An 18,545-nucleotide genomic window follows, 5' to 3' on the forward strand; every position below is an offset into this window, starting at 1 on the left:
CCTAGGCGATGACAAAGGGGCTTATTAATGAAACCATTTATAGAAAATGTACTCAGCGCACCAAATTACGACTGGTTGGTGCGAGAATTTCATTGTCGTGTAAAGAAAGAAGAGTTTGCTTGCTCATGGCACTATCACTCTGAATACGAGTTGGTCCTTTACCTTGATCCGGAGAATGTCTTTAACGGCAATTATCTTGCAGGCGATGCAATCGGCCAAGTCCATAACAACACACTTCTGCTTTATGGGCCGGGATTACCGCATATGATTACTGGCAAGCTTGCAAGCAGTGTAGAAAAACCGCACAGCTCAATCATCGTTTGGCTTAAGCATCATTGGATTGAGAGGCTTCAGTCAACGATTCCCGAAGCACGTAATATCAAAGCTCTACTAGAAAAAGCAGCATTTGGTATCAAATTCAGTGACGAAACGGCGCAAAAGGTGGCGCAGTTGTTAATTGGAACGGAATCGCTTGAGCGCCACTACCAAGCTTTAAAAGTCATGGAAGTTCTTATTCACTTAGCGGATGATTTAGAATCTCAGAAACTTTCTACTACGCCTTATCGAATTAGCCAAATCTCTGATAAGGATGCCCATCAGAAAGTGGAAAGAGCCACACAATACATCGAAAAGCACTTCCACGAACCGATCAAAATCTCTGATGTGTGCCACGCCCTCCACATCAGTGAAAGCTCGGCATATCGGTTGTTTGAAAAGCACTTTGGAGTCAGTTTCTCCGATCACTTAAAGCTATTTCGAATTGGTAAAGCGTGTGAACTGCTTGCCAGTACTCAGTCTCCAATTGCGTTGGTCGCGGAAAAAGCGGGCTTTTCTAACCTTTCTAATTTCAACCGCCAGTTCCGCGCCGTTAAGCAGATGACACCCACACAATTTAGGGCTCGGTTTAATTAGGGCAAGATGGAACTTGCCCTGCTAGGAACATGATTTAAAGATTGTACTTAGACAAATCTGGACGCGTCGCAATCGCTTGTTCGACTATGGCAATCACTTGCGCGCGCTCTTCACCTTTTAGGTTCTGACGAGGAGCACGTACTTGCTCGCTGCCTCGACCACACACCTGTTCCGCCAGTTTGATACATTGAACCAAAGTTGGAATCGTATCTAAACGAAGCAGTGGTAAGAACCAACGGTAGATTTCTAACGCTTCAGCATAGCGTCCTTGGCTTGCCAGTTTATAGATAGCAACAGACTCAGCAGGAAATGCGTTGGTTAAACCAGAGATCCACCCCGTCGCACCAAGCATGAGAGATTCCAGAGCGATATCATCAACGCCACTAAAGACGGTAAAACGGTCGTCGAAACGATTGTACAGTTCAGTAATACGACGCGTGTCAGTGGTAGACTCTTTAACCGCAACGATACTTTCACACTCTGCAAGTTGTTCCATTAGATCAAGATTCACATCGACGCCATAGGAAACAGGGTTGTTGTAAATCATAATTGGCATTTCAGGCGTTGCTTGCGCAAGAGTACGGTAGTAGTCCACTGTTTCGCTATCCGATGTGCGGTAGACCATTGCAGGCATCACCATGCAGCCATCGATACCAATTTTTTGCGCATCTTGCATGTAATCAATCGCCGCAGTGGTTATCGACTCTGCTGTCCCCGCAATCAGTGGCACTCTATCTGCAACCACTTCTCTCGCTGCCGCGAGAACCTGACGCTTCTCTTCAGGGTACAGCGCGCAGTTTTCGCCGACCGTCCCCAAGCAAATAATGCCATTAACGCCATCGTTAATTTGGTTATCGATTACAGTTTGAGTGGCGTCGAGATCAATGCTCTGATCTTTACGAAACTGAGTACTTACTGCAGGGTAGACACCTTTCCAATCTACGTTCATCTTTACCTTCCATTTGTATATTGTATGCAATTTAAATTTGCAGTCGAAACTGCAATTAAACGGGGATTTCCCCTAGTTAAAAAATCTCTTTTTCCTGTAGCACAAACTTTACTGCCGCAAGATCAGCAAGAGCACTACCTACTGATTTATATAAGGTTATTTCCTCTTCATTACTGCGACCTTGGTGAGTTTGTTTACACAGGTCAGATAACTCTGCTCGTATATTCTCGGCGGCGAAAACTCCCTCTTCTATCGGGATCAACAAATCACCCGCTTCTGCCAACACATTAATTTTGCTATCGACAAACGCATTGGCCCTTTGAACTATAGTGCTGTCACATTCTCGCTTGTCAGAGTCGTGATTACCAATCAGATCGATATGAGTTCCTGGTTGAACCAGAGCACCACTAAATAGAGGCTTATCTGACCCAGTGACACATGAAATGATATCCACTTGATCAAGTACTGAATCGACATCTTCAATGACTTCTAACGTGAACTGATGAGAGTTGGGCAGCGACTGATACTCATTGCTCGTCAAAATAGTATCGAGAGTTTGACGTGCTTTTTGCTCATCGCGCCCCCAAATCAGCACTTTGCGTATCGGACGAATGGCTGAATAAGCGTAAGCGATGTAGGGAGCCAGATTACCTGTTCCACAAATGAGCAAGGTTTCAGCTTCACGCTTTGCTAAATAATCCGCAGCAAGCGCAGATGCAGCAGCAGTGCGCCAGTAAGTAAGGACTTTGCCATCGAGCAAAGCCAGTGGTTCACCATTAGAGCGATCAAAGGCGAGGATTTTTGACGCTAAACTGTCTTTGCCTTCCATGTAGTTATCTGGGAAATAGGTAAAAGCTTTGACGGTGATCAGCGATTCACTCCAAGCAGGTAACAAGGCAAACGCATCGTATTTATCTTCCTCTAAAGGCATCACGTTACGCTGTGGAATAGTTGCTTGCTCTTGGTAGGTTAGTCGCATTGACTCAATCAGCCCTACCATCGAAAGGCAGTTGACTATTTGCTGTGCGTCTAAGTTAATCATCTCTCGTTCCTTTCTCGTCCGACCCGCAACCTTTCGTTAACATAATACGTCGGTATATTTTATACAATATTTAATTTTAAAAATTTTTAGCAAAAGCGACTTAGCGAAAATGGTGAAATATCAAGCGATGGTTCACGCTGTCGGTTTAGTTCACTGACGAGGTCTGCAGTGATGGCCGCTTGGGTAAGACCAAGGTGTTGATGGCCAAAAGCAAACAGTATTTTTCCATCTTCTACGCTGTCAATGACAGGTAAAGAATCAGGCAATGAGGGGCGGTTTCCCATCCACTTTTCACCATCGGACTGATAGGATAACTCCGACTTTAGAAGCCCTTTTGCCAACTCTTTAAGCATGGTCGCACGTTTCATATTCGGGGGTGAGTTCAGCCCTGCATACTCAACCGTACCCGCTAACCTCAGTCCCTCTTCCATAGGCGTCATGATGAATTTTCTATCCGCTGAACTGACAGGAAAAGGGAGAGCATTTTTAAGCTCTGGCACCATTAAGTGGTAACCTCTTTCTGCTTGTAGTGGCACCTTAATGCCGGTAATTCTTCTAACCAAATCGGCTGACTCAGCGCCAGTGGCAATGACGATTTTGTCAAACGAGTAGCTTTCATTTTCCGTTGCGACAACACCCAACTCACCGTCAAAATATGCCTCTTCCACTTGTTCTTCTACCCAGCCCCCTTGGCGAAACTTAAAAGAGGATTCAAGCTCAACGCATAGCCTATAAGGGTTTAGGCTATGGCCAGTATCTGGAAAAAACACACCAAACTTTACTGATTCAGAAAGTTGACGTACTCGTTCGCGCAGTTTCTCTTGCTGCCAAACTTGGCACTCCACCCCGTGTTCTCGCAAGCTTTTTAGCGTAGAACGATATGAATCAAATAACTGCTCACTTTCAAATGTCAGCAATGAACCGTCCATCTCGATTAGGTGTTGTAACCCGACTTCTTCAAGCAACGCGAACCAACTTTTCATCGCGTTCTGATTAAGTTGAGTCAAGGCTTGAGTGGATTGCTTGGTCGTTTTATCTCTCGCATTTAGTAAGAAACGAATCATCCAAGGGGTGGTTTTGTGAATGTCTTGAATGCGTATTGAGACGGGGCTTTGACGAGACAGAAGCATCTTTGGCAGTTGAGGCAAAAGTGCTGGTGTAGCAAGCGGAAAAACTTGCTCGGTTGCGAAATGCCCTGCGTTACCTTTCGAGCATCCTTGCCCTGCTCCACGCTTATCGAAAACCGTCACGTGTTCACCTTCAAGTTGCAACTTCAGAGCAATGCACAAGCCAATTATCCCACCACCAATCACTGCAATATTTTGCGAATCTGCTGAATTGTTGCTCACCATTTATTTTGCTCCTTATCACGTTTCAAAAACAAAATTGTATAAAATATACTTAACATCACGATAACATCCATTCTCACTACTTCAACTAATTTCTTATTCAAGGAGCAAGAAATGAGACAAGGAACCTTCTTTTGTATCGATGCCCACACCTGTGGCAATCCTGTCCGGCTAGTAGCAGGCGGTGTTCCTCATTTAGAAGGCAAGACGATGAGTGACAAACGTCAGTTTTTCTTGGAGCACTATGATTGGATCCGTCAATCGCTCATGTTTGAACCTCGCGGTCATGCAATGATGTCTGGTTCGGTTGTTCTTCCTCCTTGCAGTGAGAATGCTGATGCTTCGATTCTGTTTATCGAAACTAGCGGCTGCCTGCCGATGTGTGGACACGGCACGATCGGTACCGTGACATCGGCCCTAGAACATCGTTTGATTACTCCGCGCGTCGAAGGCAAATTGATCCTCGATGTTCCGGCTGGTCAAATTGAAGTGCATTACCAACGCGATGGCGAGAAAGTCACCTCAGTGAAGATCTACAATGTTCCTGCCTACCTAGCCCATCAAGATGTCACCGTTAACGTGGAAGGGCTGGGTGAGATAACGGTTGATGTTTCTTATGGTGGCAATTACTACGTCATTGTTGATCCACAAGAAAACTATAAAGGGCTTGAACACTACTCATCTGATGAAATTCTAATGCTTAGCCCTAAAGTTCGGCAGGCGGTGTCACAGGCCGTCGAATGCATCCACCCAAAAGATCCAACCGTATGTGGTGTATCTCATGTTTTGTGGACAGGCACACCGACTCAGCCAGAATCTACCGCACGAAATGCCGTCTTCTACGGTGAAAAAGCGCTCGACCGCTCACCATGTGGTACAGGAACCAGCGCACGAATGGCGCAGTGGTATGCCAAAGGAAAACTCAAACAGGGCGAAGATTTTATCCACGAAAGCATTATTGGCAGCTTGTTCACTGGCCGTATTGAAGGTATCACCGAGGTCAACGGGCGCGCGGCCATACTGCCAAGCATTGAAGGGTGGGCTCAAGTCACAGGACACAACACCATATGGGTAGATGATCAAGACCCTTACGCCTACGGCTTTGAACTGAAATAACCTCAAAATAATAAGAACACCTAGGAACCCGTTATGAGTACCACGACTACTTTTTCTGCCATAAACCCTCAAACACAGCAGCCCCTGCAAGGGGTATTCGCCGAGCATTCTGATCAAGACGTTGATCTGGTGATTACTGCTGCTCATGAAGTAGCAAAAGCATATAGGCAAACCTCTCCCAATAAACGTAGCCAACTGTTACAGACCATCGCCGACTGCTTAGAAGAGGAGCGCCAAGCGATTGTAGAAAGAGCAAATCTTGAGTCTGCCCTCCCACTCGCAAGGCTTAATGGTGAGCTAAGCCGCACCACAGCTCAACTCCGTCTCTTTGCCGATGTAGTGGAAGGAGGTCTTTGGCAAGAGGCGATATTTGATACTGCCAATCCATCTCGCGAGCCTTTACCTAAACCCGATATTCGCCGTCAAAACATCGCCTTAGGCCCTGTTGCCGTGTTTGGTGCTTCTAACTTCCCTCTCGCCTTCTCTACCGCTGGTGGCGATACAGCTTCTGCACTTGCGGCAGGTTGCCCTGTGATTGTAAAAGGTCACCCAGCCCATCCTGGAACCAGTGACATCGTCGCTAAGTGCATAGCAAAAGCACTCGACATCGTAAGCTTGCCGCAAGCCGTTTTTGCTCTGCTTCAAGGAACAACACACGAGCTTGGGCAATCTGTGGTCACGCACCCTGCAATTAAAGCGGTTGGTTTTACGGGGTCCATTCATGGAGGTCGAGCCCTGTTTGATCTCGCTCAGCGAAGACCAGAACCGATTCCTTTCTATGGTGAACTAGGCGCTTCAAACCCTGTTTTCATTCTTTCGAATCGAATGAAGAGTGGCGCAAGGTCTTTAGCTGAAGAGTATGTAATGTCGATGAATATGGGCTGCGGTCAGTTCTGCACCAAACCTGCGGTCGTCTTTGTCGCGAAAGGCACTGCAACCGATGAGTTCCTAGCTGCCGTACGCGAAGGTATTACCGCTCAGCAAGGGCAGACCATGCTCACTGCTGGCATTAAGCACAACTACCTGGAACAAAGCGAGCTAAGAGCACAGCAAACAGGTCTTACTCGCACACTATCGTCATCGGAACAAGGTGTGCCATCAATGCTGTTTGAAACCACCAGCGAGAAGTGGCGCTCAAATCCTCAGTGGCAAGAAGAGATCTTTGGCCCCCAGTCCATTGTCGTTTTGTGTGAAGACGACCAAGATATGCTTGAACTTAGCCAACACTTAGCAGGTAGCCTGACCGCGACCATACAAGCGGATCGTGATGATCATACGCTCGCCGCTTTGTTACTCTCTGAATTGGAAGAAGTTGCAGGTCGCATCGTGTTTAATGGTTGGCCAACGGGTGTCGAAGTCAGTTATGCCATGGTACACGGTGGCCCTTACCCTGCTTCGACTATGCCCGCGAGTACTTCTGTCGGTGCAGAAGCGATTAAACGCTGGCTAAGACCGGTCGCTTACCAGGCAGTACCTGAAGAGTTATTGCCTCAAGCACTCAAGTCGGCTAATCCACTAAATGTACGTATGAGCGTCGATGGGAAGTAAATCAGTGTAAAACGAAAAAGCCAACCTCGTTTGAGGTTGGCAAAATCTTACCAATCAGGTGATTTAGGGGGGAAAGGTAAGATCAGGAGGTAGCGAGCACTCCGTGAATTTCAGACTTAATGGTATCTGACTGAGTACCAAAGATGGCTTGCAGACTGTCACCTATCACTAGCACATCGTGAGCACCGAGCTGCTTGAGCTTTTCCACATCGACATTGGCAATATCTTTTACTGACACTCTCAAGCGGGTTATACACGCGTCAACAGACTTGATATTCGCTTTACCACCTAGGGCGGCAATCACATCAACCGCAATCTCATCGGGCTGGCCCGCGATTTTGACTTCTGCAATTTCAGTCTCACGCCCCGGCGTCTTGAGATCCAGTTTTACGATTAAGAAGCGGAACAAGCCATAGTATAGGCACGCCCAAATCGGACCTATGATGATAAACATCCACGCGTTAGTCGACATTGGATAGTACAAGAAGAACTGAATTGCACCGTGAGCAAAATCAGTACTGTGTTTGATCTCCAAGAACGCGGTAATAGCAAAGGCAATACCAGTCAAAAAGATGTGAATGATGTACAGCACTGGCGCAACAAATAAGAAAGTGAATTCGATAGGTTCTGTAATACCTGTTAACCACGAGGTTAGCGCCGCCGACATCATTAAACCACCGACGATTTTCTTACGCTCTGGTGTTGCACAGTGGTAGATAGCGAGAGCCGCTGCGGGTAGTGCCCACATTGAATACATGAAGCCACCAGATAGATAACCCGCGGTTTTATCTCCAGCGAAGAAGCGAGTTAACTCACCAGTGATCTCTTTGCCTGTCTCAGGATCAATGTAGCTACCCACTTCAAAGAAGAAAGGTGCGTTCCATATGTGGTGCAAACCAACTGGAAGTAGTGAGCGCTCACCTGCCCCATAAACAGCCCAAGCTAAAACTGGATTCTGATATGCCGCCCAATGGGAGAATGCATCTAACATTTGCCCTACTGGTGGCCAAGCGAACGCCAAAAATGCACCAACGACAATGGCAGTTAAACCAGTGACAATCGGTACAAAGCGCTTTCCGGCAAAAAAGCCAAGATACTCGGGTAAACGAATATTGTAGAAACGGTTATACATCAGGGCAGCAACGGCACCAATGATCACCCCGCCAAACACCCCAGTTTGCAGAGTGCTGACGCCCATAATGGTCGCATCCGTTTCAAAACCTCTAAGCCCAGTAACAATGCCGAGCGAGGCGTTCATAATGATTAAGCCGACTAAGCCAGCGAGTGCAGCGGCGCCATCGTTACCTTTAGATAACCCAAGCGCGACGCCGACCGCAAACATCAGCTGCATATTGCCAAATACGCCATCGCCCGCCGCCAGCATAATCTTACTTAAGGATTCTGGAATAAAGGCAAATCCGGCATTACCTATCCCGAGCATTAGGCCTGCAACCGGTAACACCGCCACAGGCAGCATCAATGACCGCCCTATTTTTTGTAGTTGTCCAAATAAACTTCCAAACATGGTTCCCTCCTGACTTATGTCAGTCATTTAGTATCCGAGGAATCCTCGGGTTTTGTGTTTCACGTAAAGTCGGGGAAATTTTATCGAGTCTAGAAGTGTTGAAGGTTACAAAACACTGCCAGTTTGTAAGCGATGACTTACAAAAGTGTTGCTTCAAAATCTGAAAATTGCTTTATCCTCGATTGAGAAAGAGTAAGCAACAATGCATCATATTTGTGCGCACAAGCTAGGATGCATGACAATGGAAAACAAACAGATACTGGTGGTAGATGATAACTTAGAGCTAAGAGAAGCCCTATCTGATTACCTTGGTCGGGCAGGCTTCGACGTCATTGGCGCTGAGAATGGCCAAGCGATGTGGCGCTTATTACAATCCAATCAACCCGATTTGATCATTCTCGATATCATGATGCCCGGTGAAGATGGCTTTACCTTGTGCCAAAAACTTCGTCGTGACTCGCAAATTCCGATCATCATGCTCACAGCGGTAACCGAGGAAGCCGATCGCGTAGCCGGACTCGAAATGGGTGCGGATGACTACATCACCAAATCATTCAGCCCTCGTGAACTGTTAGCACGAATTAAGACTATTCTAAGGCGCAGCCAACACACCACTGAGGCAAAACTCACCCGCAAAGTGAGATTCGATGGATGGCTACTCGATACTGTCACACGTCAACTGACTCATTTAGACAATCATAGTATCAAACAACTTAGTGGCGCAGATCTCTCCTTGCTTGGTCTGTTCATCAATAATGCTCAAGCTATTTTGTCTCGCGACGATATTGCGCGCGAAATATGGGGCAGAGACGCCGACCCGTTTGAACGAGGAATTGACGTTCAAATTAGTCGTCTACGACACCATCTCGAAGATAAAGATCGCTCTTTGATCTTAACAGTTCGCAACAAAGGCTACATGCTGACAACGGATGTCCACTATGAAAATTAGAGCACTCAGCCAGTCATTAGCCTTTCGTGCTAGCGCATTCTTGTTAGTGGTGATTCTTGCCGCGCAGCTATTATCTGGACTAATTTGGTATCAGCATGCCAGTGAGCGGGACAAGCAAGGGCTCTCCAATACCGTTAAAAGCTTAGCGTTAAGCGCCTCATCAACGATTTCATTTTTCCAGACTCTTCCTGCTGAATATCGCCACTTAGTCCTAAACCAATTGAGAAACATGGGCGGCACGCGCTTTTTTGTCTCTCTCAACAATCACCGTATTGATGTCCCACCGATTGCTCAAAGCGAAACTAAAACACTGGTCGTCAATCAAGTCGAGCAAGTGCTCAAAAGCGAGTTACAAGGCGTTCCGAATATCGACGTTGAGTTTACTGAAAGAGAAAACCTGCGTGTGTTTAATAACGAGTTACCCATTGATGAGCTACCACTACTCTGGGCACATTACTCACTCTCGTTTGGGGATTTAGATCCGCCGATTCTAGTGATGCAAGTTGAAGTAGCCGAGAATGAATGGTTTTACCTTGCTGCCGTCCTACCTGCTCCCTATGTGAATCTTGAGACTAGCTATTTCGAACTTAGAGAGTGGTTAACGCTCTGTTTGTCTGCTTTGCTACTTTTGCTCTGTACTTGGTTTATCGTTAGACGCGAGATACTACCGATTCGTGAGCTCGCCAAAGCTGCGACCTTAATGTCGAGCAGGCTGGATGTTCCCAAAGTGAAGGAAAGAGGGAGCAAAGAGTTAAAAGCGGCAGTGAGAGCGTTTAACAAAATGAATCGTAGAATAGATAGCCATATTAATGATCGTGAAATGCTATTTGGCGCAATTTCTCATGATCTCAAGACACCGATTGCTTGTCTGAAGCTGAGAGCCGAAATGCTTGATGATGAAATGGAACGAGAGCGCTTTACTCGCATCGCCAACGACCTTGATCTTATGGTCAAAGGTGCCCTTCAATGCATAAAAGACACAGATATCCACGAGGAAATTGAACCTATCAACCTTAATGAGTTGATCCAACATATTACTACTTCATTTCCCCATCAAGCCGATAACCTAACGATCCTAGGGCACGTCGACAAGCCCTTAGCAGGTAAGCCTTTAGCTATCAAACGCTGTGTTCAGAACCTCGTCGACAACGCGCTTAAGTATGGTGATAAAGCTGAAATCACTTTGATTGAAGAGACAGAGCATGTCGATATACGGATTGAAGATCATGGTCAGGGCATAGAGCCAGAGCTATTCGAAAAGCTCTACCAACCCTATTTCCGCGCCAACACTGAGCATGAAGGCTCTGGGCTTGGCTTGACCATTTCCCAGAGCATTGCCAAAGCGCATGGCGGCTCTCTCACCTTATCTCGGTCTCAGTTTGGTGGTTTATGCGCTACGTTATCTTTCCCAAGAGATTCGCTATGAACAAACTTGTATCACTATTATCCCTCCCTCTTCTCTCGTTACCCGTTTACGCTAACGTCGAGTTTCTTCATTGGTGGACATCGGACGGTGAACAGCAGGCGCTCAACGTACTTGAAAAACAACTCACTAGCCACGGCTTAGCACTGTCCCCAAGCCCAGTATTAGGTGGCGGTGGTGACAGCGCCATGACGGTTCTGCAAGCACGCGCCCTAGCGGGAAATCCACCAAGCTTTGCTCAGACAGAAGGACCGAGTATCAAATCTTGGGATGCAATAGGCATTCTCCATGACGTCAATTCCGTTGCTCAGAAGCATCACTGGGATGAGACTTTGTACCCGCTCGCGAGAGAGATTAATAAAACACAAAATGGCTACGTAGCCTTACCATTGACCTTACACCGACTTAACTGGATGTGGGTTAACCATAAGCTTCTTAACTCTCTTGGTCAGCCTGTCCCCAAAACGTGGCAGCAAATGTTCACCACCATGGAACTGGCCAAACGAAATGGCATTAGCCCACTTGCGGTCGGTGAGCAGCCGTGGCAAATCGCTATGTTGTTTGAAAACCTAGTTATATCAACGGGTGGAGTCGAATTTTACACCAAAGCCATGGTTGAGCTACAAAAAGAGAGTATCGACAGTGAACCTTTGAGGCTCGCGCTCCGGCAACTAAGACGAATTAGCTTACTGGTAGAAAACTCGTTACCAGACACCAAATGGGATTCTGCAACCCGCGCGCTGGCTTCAGACCAAGCTCTGTTCCAACTCGGCGGTGACTGGATATTAGGTGAGTTAATGGCGAACAACATCGATGTCCCCAATGATGTCGGTTGCTACGCCACCCCAGAAAGTGACGGCGTATTCCTGTTTAACATGGATAGCCTTATCTTTATGGCGAGCAAATCCTTCAGCTCCTCTCAAGCCAATCATGCTGCTGATATTCTGGCAGATAAAGACTTTCAACGTGATTTTAATCAGATAAAAGGCTCTATTCCCGTTCGAGAAGATATTGATATCAGTGACTTCAATCCTTGTCAGATACAGTCATATCAGGATTTCCAAGTCGGAATAACCAATAACAAAGTCGTGCCGAGTATGATTGATTCGATGGCGGTTAATCCAGTGGCTCAGCAAGCGATCAACTCAGCCATTTTCCGTTTCTATCGCGACAAAGATCTTGAGCCAGATACGGTGATAAAACGCATTATTGCTATCGCAGAAAGCAATTAGATGATGGAGTAAGTGAAGCAGTCGCCAATGACTGCTTCATATTGCTAACAAGGTTTACATGATCCCTCTAGCGACACCGACGCGGCGCCCTTCTTCCATTTCCCACTGCACACCATACTTGTCAATCCAGTAGAAAAACGAAATCGGGAAACCATCTAGCTTCTCAGGATGATAATCTTCAGACGGATCAATCATCGCCACGCCTTCTTGCTGCTTAAGGTATCTAAACACCGCTGTGCAGTTGGAGACTTCGAGAGCTATATGTCGCGGGCCACCTAGGTCATAGGTTCTTGGTTGAGGCGGGATTTCTGATTGACCTATCGGCTTGTGATAACGCATCAGTTCCAAATAGATCGAAGCGTAAGGGTGTTTAAGGAAAAGCACATCCAGCTCAACATCTTGATCTGATAGCCCAGCATCTTGATTGAACTCCGCCATTGAAACATTGCGATAATCCATCTTCTGGCCTTGATCATCGATCGCTCGCTCAAAACCCAGTACTCTGTGATAGTACTCTGCGGCACTGTCAACATCTTCAACAATGATGTTAACGTGAGATAAACCCAGTATAAAACTACTGATATCCTGCTCCGTAAGACGTTTAAATAGCTCAGGCTCAGCACTAGGTGACAACTCCACTGCGTAGTTCACCAATTTGCCCGTGGTTAGCTGTTCATTGCAGACTAGGTATTCCTTGGTTTCACCTCTATCGGTGTCACTTGGAGCAACTTGAACCTGAGTATGCCATTGCTTTAAAGCAAACCACTCAGGGTTAATCACATAAGCCGCAGCAACCATATCGAAAGGAATGAACCCTTGGCTTGATCCAAATAGCGCCGCCCATTCAAGTGCCCAAATACGCGACTCTTTTTCTAAGTACTCCGCCAGTGAACTGCCGTTGCGCATTTCCCTCAATTCATGGAAATCAATCCAAATATCATCACAGACTTCAAACGGAATAAGTGTGAGTTGTACGTCACTGTTTAACAGTACGTTAAACGCCGCTTCATCGACTTCGAAGTTAAGATCTCTGAAAGGTCGCAACTGCCTCTTACTCGCTACGAAATGTTGGTCTGTATTTCGACGCCCAGCAACACAGACAACTTCTTCAATGTTCGCGACCAACTCGGGAAAGTGTTTGATAAGTAAGGCTATGTTGGTCAACGCTCCGATAGCAAGAATGGTCAATGGGCCTTGTTTTAACTCTTGAGCGAGATTGTTGACGGCTTCTGGCAACTCTTTGTCTTGCGCTTCAGAATAGAAAACGGGACTTCCTTTCGATACCCTCAAACTGGTTGGCCCAAATTTGGCGGTAAACTGAGTCGCAATCTCCGTCGTCACGTCAATATCATCAGTATTACCAAGCGTTGAGCTCAAACCAACAATATCGACTTCTTGACTGCGGAATAAAACACCTAACGCGTACCCGTCATCAACGTCACAAGGGATTAACCCATTGTAGTGGTCGACGGTAATATCCGTATCTATCCATGTACGTTTTTGAGGCTGCATTAAGAAGTCTTTAGAATCAAGACCTTGCATAGACTCTCCTTTGCTTTCTGTTTATTAGTGGGATTATTTTTTAAGTAGGATAAAGAGGAAGGCTTATTCAATGATCAAAGCCTGGCTATACATCACCACATTTCGGCCAGCTTCTTTACCCAAATAGAGTTGCTCATCCGCTTTAACAATAGCGCGTTGGATACATTGGTCTGATTGTTCCACGGTGACATCGTGCAGCCCTGAAGATATCGGAACAGCTCCAATAGACACAGTGACAACGTCATGCGGAGAGTTCTTGCAATGCTCAATGTTAAGGTTTTGAACAGCGACTCTAAGCACGTCTACTCTTTCTTTCAGCTTCTCTTCCACTTTGCTTGAAAGAATGAATACAAACTCCTCTCCACCTAAACGACAACCTAACTCTTGTGGCTCAAGTAGGCTGTTCATCGCATTCGCGACATCAGTGAGGGCATTGTCGCCTTCCGTGTGACCGTAAGAGTCGTTAAACAGCTTAAAGTTGTCGATATCACACATGACGAAATAGACAAACTCTCCCTGATGCAATGCTTGTTGTACTGTTTTCGCAGCATGTTTCTGATATTTAAAGCGAGAGCCAATACCGGTTAACGGATCGGTTTCTGTTTGATTATGTAAAATCCGCAGTTGGTTTTTAATCTTGGTGATCAAACTCGAATAAGAGCGTGCCAAATCACCAATTTCATCCGCTCTTTTTATCTCTGGAATTTTTGATTGGTCAATCTTTTCAATATCTTGCTTCATAGACAGTGCTAAAGCTTTGACCGGGCTGACCAACCAAAAAGTCACCAAATAAATCAGTAGGAATGAGATAACTAACGCAACCAATGCTTCATATAACACGCGAACTAGCAGTTCCTTATGGATCTGCTCGAGCGATGTTGCATCGACAACCGCTCTGAAGTAGCCGCCATTGTTATTGCGTAATTTAACCTGGACATAAAGTAGCCCCGCTTCCTCATCGAGGTAATAACCCGAGTCGTATAGATTCTCAGGTATGGTCGGAATTGGCAGTGAGCGTAACTCAAGGTTCTCATTGATAACCGAAAGATCGACCTTTAGCTTATTAATCAGTCGATTAAGTTTCTTAATATGTACTGCGTTGGTGGTTGGTGTTGCGGCTAATTTGCTCTCAAGTTTAACTAACTTAATAGCCAGCATTTGAGCCTCTTCTTCGGTAACATCAAGCCGCCACCCTTTGCTTTTCGCTATCGAGTACCTCACCTTAACGGTTTGCTTTAGGTAGTCGCTAGTTCCCGAGACTTCGGCAAACTTTAAGTTCGGTATCGCTTTAAGATTATCTAACGTCGACTGCATAAGCAGGTTGGCATAGTTTCTTCCGGCTACAGAGCCAGAAAAGAAGGTGTTGTATGCCGCAAGATGACTGGCAGACATATCCGCTAGGTACTCAACTTTCGTTGACCAGTCATTTTGATAGCGGCTGTAGGACATACCAAAAATGATGGACAAAACAAGAACCAGATGCGAAACAAACAGCATCTGGTTTATTGTCATCCAGCCAAATAAACGGTCACTCAACAGAGTTACTCTTTGCTATCCGTGTAGGTCGCGAGCACAGGCTCCGTACAGGTACCATTGATACAGATATCTTTGTAAGTGGTGTGGCAGCTAGCGCAAAAGCTAGGATCTAGGGAAGGATGCATAGAACTGATGTCCTCGCCTTTACGGTTGTAGCTTCCATAAATCGCCAGCCCTTCTATATGTTCCGTCACCCATATGATGCCGTCCACTTCTGAGACCGCGACAACCGTTGGGCCATCGGTATAAGGCCCATGAGTTTTGTATTGCTCTAATTTGCTTGGGTTAACTCGAATAGTCAGAGGTGAGCCTCTTCCTTCATTGATCCACGCGTACGCACGAACTGATTCTTGAATAAACAGTGAGGTATCTGGCGGTAAAACGGTATCAGCAGGGAGGTTCATTGACTCTTTCACCACTGGCCAATCTTCCCACCCTTCTGGGTAACTTGCATCTGAATCCGCGTAGGCAAAACCAATAGATGCGATTGAAGACACTGCACACAACAAAGCCACTTTTAGGCGTTTGACAACTTCCATATCATTCCTTTGAATTTATACTTATTATTTTCTGTTTCTGCACTTTAAGAAACACTGCTCAAGCCTTGAGCAATCAAGGCCTATACGCATGTTATGAAACTAAAGTTTATACATCAGTTGAATATAGTAATGATATAGATATTAAGTGCAAATTGAATACGACAAAATCAGGGCTTGCATAGAATTCTTCAACGATTACGCATTCTTCTCTACGTTCGAAATGATGGATTAAACGCGGTCATAATTTAAAAGGCAAAGAAAGCCCCAATGTTTGGGGCTATAGTCTTCGCGCTAAAGAGTTTATTTGTAGATAGGAGGGTAATGCACTTCTTTGGCGTTATCCGACTGTAATAGAAGGGCTTACAATGCTTCAAAGCTAACTAGATCCGCAATCTTCGGTAGCGATTCTGGTTCATTATCGCAAGATGCAAAAACACCTATCTGAAAATATGAATTGTTTATGCCGGTCACATAAGAGCTATCACAGAAGTTTCCTTCATACACACCATCGTTGTTTACTTGCATTAATAGTTTTAGGGTTTGAGCATCAGTTTCATTGTGTGGGACTAAAGTGACATAGCCATTTTCTCTACGGTAAATTCGAGTAGTCCCGACAAAAAAGCTAGCTTGTCCGTCACCTTCAGCAACTCTGGAGGTCGGAGTAAAGTAGCAATCTCGACAAGTCTTCTTTTCTAGCAAGATAAAAGAATCGTCAATACCATTTACAAATAACATAGTGTTTAGATCGTGAACTGAGCCACCCACTCCATCGCTATACTCATAGAACTCACTAGACTCAAAATCTCCTATATATTGATACTGACTATCTATAAGTATCTTTAGGTTCATAGAGTCAGACGTTACAACGTTATCTACTCTACTAAGAGCATTGGACTGACAACCCGAGAGAAACACTAAAGAGAATAGCACTAACAACCCACTAATATTTTTCATAAAAATTCCATATACAACTAACGAAAACCTCAATATTAACAATGAAATGAAATGCACAAAGTATTTGATTCCAAAAACAATAACTAAATCAAATCGCAATGCAGTTATCGGGAGGATTTGACGACCACTGTTATCATCTATTGACCAATCCCCCAAAAAGCAGCTGTTTTTGAGTTGTAAAGTCGCATTGCGCCAATCAAATGGTATATTGAATACAAAATAGTAATAGAGAAACACTGGAGACTTGGATGTCGCAACAACCTGTTTTTAAGACTCGAACCCAATTAGTGGAAGAAGCAATCCGCAGCAAAATTTTAAAAGGCGAGTTAAAAACTGGGCAGCCATTACGTCAAGATGCGTTGGCAAAAGAGTTTAATGTCAGTCGAATTCCCGTACGTGAAGCCTTAATGCAGCTTGAGGCGCAAGGGCTAGTGAGCTTCGAAGCCCATAAAGGTGCGACGGTAACCGAGCTTTCACCAGATAAGATTGATGAGCTGTTTGAACTGCGCGCAGTGGTTGAATGCCACATCTTAGAACGTGCGATTCAAAACATGACAGATGAAGACCTGGCGCGTGCCAATGAGATTCGCGAACGCTTCGATGATGTTGTGAGCCGCGGGGACGAAGTCGAAGAATGGAGCAATTACAACTATGAGCTTCATAAGGCGCTTTACGCACCGGCTAACATGCCTGAAACCATGGACGTGATATATAACCTCAACACCAAGTGTGACCGCTACATTCGCATGCAGCTCCTTTTCACCGAAGGAACGGCAAAGGCAGATAAAGAGCATCAGGCGCTACTGGAAATGTGCCAAAACCGCGATATTGACGGCGCTAAGTACATGCTGAAAAAGCATATCCTTGAGGCTGGTGCTGCCATACGCGACTTACTGCTTGAGCGTAACAACCATCAATAGAGTGAGTAAAAGCCATGCATCTAGGCCCAGAGTTCTTGCTGGCGGCGATTCGTCAGAAAATTAAAGACGAAGGTTTGTGTTACAGCGAATTGTCGGAGAAGACGGGGATCCCGTTGTCAACGATTAAGCGCCAACTACACAATCCATCGCTGGGCTTAGATAAAATCTTGCTCTACACCACCCACCTCAATACTGATTTACAAGGCTTATCGGATATCGCGATTCAAATTCAACGCGATAACGAACAGTTTTTATCCGACGAACAAAACGCCTTGTTTGTTGAACACCCTTACCTGCTCGACTTCATCTACCTAGTGACTTCTTGCAATAAAACCCCAGAGGAAATCGCTGAGGAGTACCAATTGTCTGACACCAGCGTGCGTTTTTACCTTAGTATTGCAGAAGTATTGGGCTACATAGAAAATCTCGGAGATAAGATTTTTTATCGTTCTGGACGCCGCTTTATCATGGAAGAAGGCACTGCGCTTGATACCTTGTTCAAAAAACGCTTTGAACAAGTTTCTATGGCGGATGAAACCCTCTCACAAGTGTGCCACGCTCGCGTGCGATTAACCGCAGAGCAACGGCTGCAACTAGAAAAAGAAGTCGATCAGAAAATCGGTGAGATGCATGCCGCCAACAGCGCCAATGGAACGGGCGAGTTGACGAATGTCTTGTTGCGAAACATTCCTGGGCAACAGATTTTCTTCTCTGACGGCATTCCTGAAATTGATGGAAAGCTGCTTAAAGAAGTCTCGTCCCGCTTCCGTCGCCAGTAACCCTCTCTTCCTGAGCTCTTACTGTGATCAAAGCGAAGTAATTGTCACATCAATAGCTTATTTTTTACCCAGCCTCAGATTCTAAGACTGCCGGTCTCTCTTTTTGCCACCTTGTTACAAACATGTTAATTAATGTTGTTTGATTATTTTATACAATATACATTTCTCTTATCCCTTTGGTGAAACATCAAGCTTACTCTTGTGCCGTTTTTCGAGTAGGCCTCCCCCAC

General features: G+C 45.6%; 16 protein-coding genes. 8 read left to right on the top strand and 8 right to left on the bottom strand.

Translation table 11 applies throughout. The annotated features are described in order from the left end of the window. Window positions 1-27: 27 nt before the first annotated feature. Window positions 28-912 carry a helix-turn-helix domain-containing protein gene (locus tag AC5O63_RS03145; RefSeq protein WP_486796290.1) on the top strand — a complete coding sequence of 295 codons (885 nt, stop codon included), beginning with the start codon at window positions 28-30 and terminating at the stop codon, window positions 910-912. A gap of 34 nt (window positions 913-946) precedes the next feature. On the opposite strand, the gene AC5O63_RS03150 is transcribed toward AC5O63_RS03145, so the two are convergent. The 3 genes from AC5O63_RS03150 to AC5O63_RS03160 all read right to left on the bottom strand — a co-directional run bounded on the left by AC5O63_RS03150 (window position 947) and on the right by AC5O63_RS03160 (window position 4,255). Next, window positions 947-1,861, bottom strand: coding sequence for a dihydrodipicolinate synthase family protein (locus AC5O63_RS03150; RefSeq protein WP_494503889.1), 915 nt, complete (start codon window positions 1,859-1,861; stop codon window positions 947-949). Window positions 1,862-1,937: 76 nt separating this feature from the next. Further along, a complete protein-coding gene (lhpI, locus tag AC5O63_RS03155; RefSeq protein ID WP_494503890.1) occupies window positions 1,938-2,903 on the bottom strand; it encodes a bifunctional Delta(1)-pyrroline-2-carboxylate/Delta(1)-piperideine-2-carboxylate reductase in 966 nt (321 codons plus the stop codon). 86 nt (window positions 2,904-2,989) lie between these two features. Next, window positions 2,990-4,255 carry an NAD(P)/FAD-dependent oxidoreductase gene (locus AC5O63_RS03160; RefSeq protein ID WP_494503891.1) on the bottom strand — a complete coding sequence of 422 codons (1,266 nt, stop codon included), beginning with the start codon at window positions 4,253-4,255 and terminating at the stop codon, window positions 2,990-2,992. A gap of 111 nt (window positions 4,256-4,366) precedes the next feature. On the opposite strand from AC5O63_RS03160, the gene AC5O63_RS03165 reads away from it, so the two are divergent. Together AC5O63_RS03165 and AC5O63_RS03170 are read left to right on the top strand one after the other, a co-directional pair. Next, window positions 4,367-5,368 carry a 4-hydroxyproline epimerase gene (locus AC5O63_RS03165; protein WP_494503892.1) on the top strand — a complete coding sequence of 334 codons (1,002 nt, stop codon included), beginning with the start codon at window positions 4,367-4,369 and terminating at the stop codon, window positions 5,366-5,368. A gap of 33 nt (window positions 5,369-5,401) precedes the next feature. After that, window positions 5,402-6,916, top strand: coding sequence for an aldehyde dehydrogenase (NADP(+)) (locus AC5O63_RS03170; protein WP_494503893.1), 1,515 nt, complete (start codon window positions 5,402-5,404; stop codon window positions 6,914-6,916). Window positions 6,917-6,998: 82 nt separating this feature from the next. On the opposite strand, the gene ptsG is transcribed toward AC5O63_RS03170, so the two are convergent. After that, window positions 6,999-8,441 (bottom strand): glucose-specific PTS transporter subunit IIBC, encoded by a 1,443-nt coding sequence (ptsG, locus tag AC5O63_RS03175; RefSeq protein ID WP_494503894.1) that lies wholly within the window; start codon window positions 8,439-8,441, stop codon window positions 6,999-7,001. 241 nt (window positions 8,442-8,682) lie between these two features. On the opposite strand from ptsG, the gene AC5O63_RS03180 reads away from it, so the two are divergent. From AC5O63_RS03180 to AC5O63_RS03190, 3 genes are read left to right on the top strand one after another with little or no spacing between them, the layout of a single operon-like run. Then, a complete protein-coding gene (locus tag AC5O63_RS03180) occupies window positions 8,683-9,390 on the top strand; it encodes a response regulator transcription factor (RefSeq protein ID WP_367938590.1) in 708 nt (235 codons plus the stop codon). After that, window positions 9,380-10,816, top strand: coding sequence for an ATP-binding protein (locus tag AC5O63_RS03185; protein ID WP_494503895.1), 1,437 nt, complete (start codon window positions 9,380-9,382; stop codon window positions 10,814-10,816). The genes AC5O63_RS03180 and AC5O63_RS03185 overlap by 11 nt, the downstream gene beginning before the upstream one ends. Further along, window positions 10,813-12,045 carry an ABC transporter substrate-binding protein gene (locus tag AC5O63_RS03190; RefSeq protein ID WP_494503896.1) on the top strand — a complete coding sequence of 411 codons (1,233 nt, stop codon included), beginning with the start codon at window positions 10,813-10,815 and terminating at the stop codon, window positions 12,043-12,045. Before AC5O63_RS03185 ends, AC5O63_RS03190 begins: the two co-directional genes overlap by 4 nt. A 54-nt stretch (window positions 12,046-12,099) precedes the next feature. On the opposite strand, the gene AC5O63_RS03195 is transcribed toward AC5O63_RS03190, so the two are convergent. The 4 genes from AC5O63_RS03195 to AC5O63_RS03210 all read right to left on the bottom strand — a co-directional run bounded on the left by AC5O63_RS03195 (window position 12,100) and on the right by AC5O63_RS03210 (window position 16,616). Next, the gene (locus AC5O63_RS03195) at window positions 12,100-13,587 is read right to left on the bottom strand and encodes a nucleoside hydrolase (RefSeq protein WP_494503897.1); all 1,488 of its coding nucleotides are present in this window, start codon (window positions 13,585-13,587) and stop codon (window positions 12,100-12,102) included. 63 nt (window positions 13,588-13,650) lie between these two features. Further along, the gene (locus tag AC5O63_RS03200; RefSeq protein WP_494503898.1) at window positions 13,651-15,123 is read right to left on the bottom strand and encodes a diguanylate cyclase domain-containing protein; all 1,473 of its coding nucleotides are present in this window, start codon (window positions 15,121-15,123) and stop codon (window positions 13,651-13,653) included. 5 nt (window positions 15,124-15,128) lie between these two features. Next, a complete protein-coding gene (locus tag AC5O63_RS03205; protein ID WP_494503899.1) occupies window positions 15,129-15,662 on the bottom strand; it encodes a hypothetical protein in 534 nt (177 codons plus the stop codon). 360 nt (window positions 15,663-16,022) lie between these two features. Then, window positions 16,023-16,616 carry a hypothetical protein gene (locus tag AC5O63_RS03210; protein ID WP_494503900.1) on the bottom strand — a complete coding sequence of 198 codons (594 nt, stop codon included), beginning with the start codon at window positions 16,614-16,616 and terminating at the stop codon, window positions 16,023-16,025. A 248-nt stretch (window positions 16,617-16,864) separates the two neighbouring features. On the opposite strand from AC5O63_RS03210, the gene AC5O63_RS03215 reads away from it, so the two are divergent. After that, complete coding sequence (locus tag AC5O63_RS03215; RefSeq protein ID WP_004746148.1) at window positions 16,865-17,536, top strand: GntR family transcriptional regulator; 672 nt, start codon at window positions 16,865-16,867, stop codon at window positions 17,534-17,536. A 14-nt stretch (window positions 17,537-17,550) separates the two neighbouring features. Further along, window positions 17,551-18,315, top strand: coding sequence for a transcriptional regulator (locus AC5O63_RS03220; RefSeq protein WP_239851455.1), 765 nt, complete (start codon window positions 17,551-17,553; stop codon window positions 18,313-18,315). Window positions 18,316-18,545 lie beyond the last annotated feature (230 nt).

The sequence above is a fragment of the Vibrio sp. SCP2 genome, from assembly GCF_059295395.1.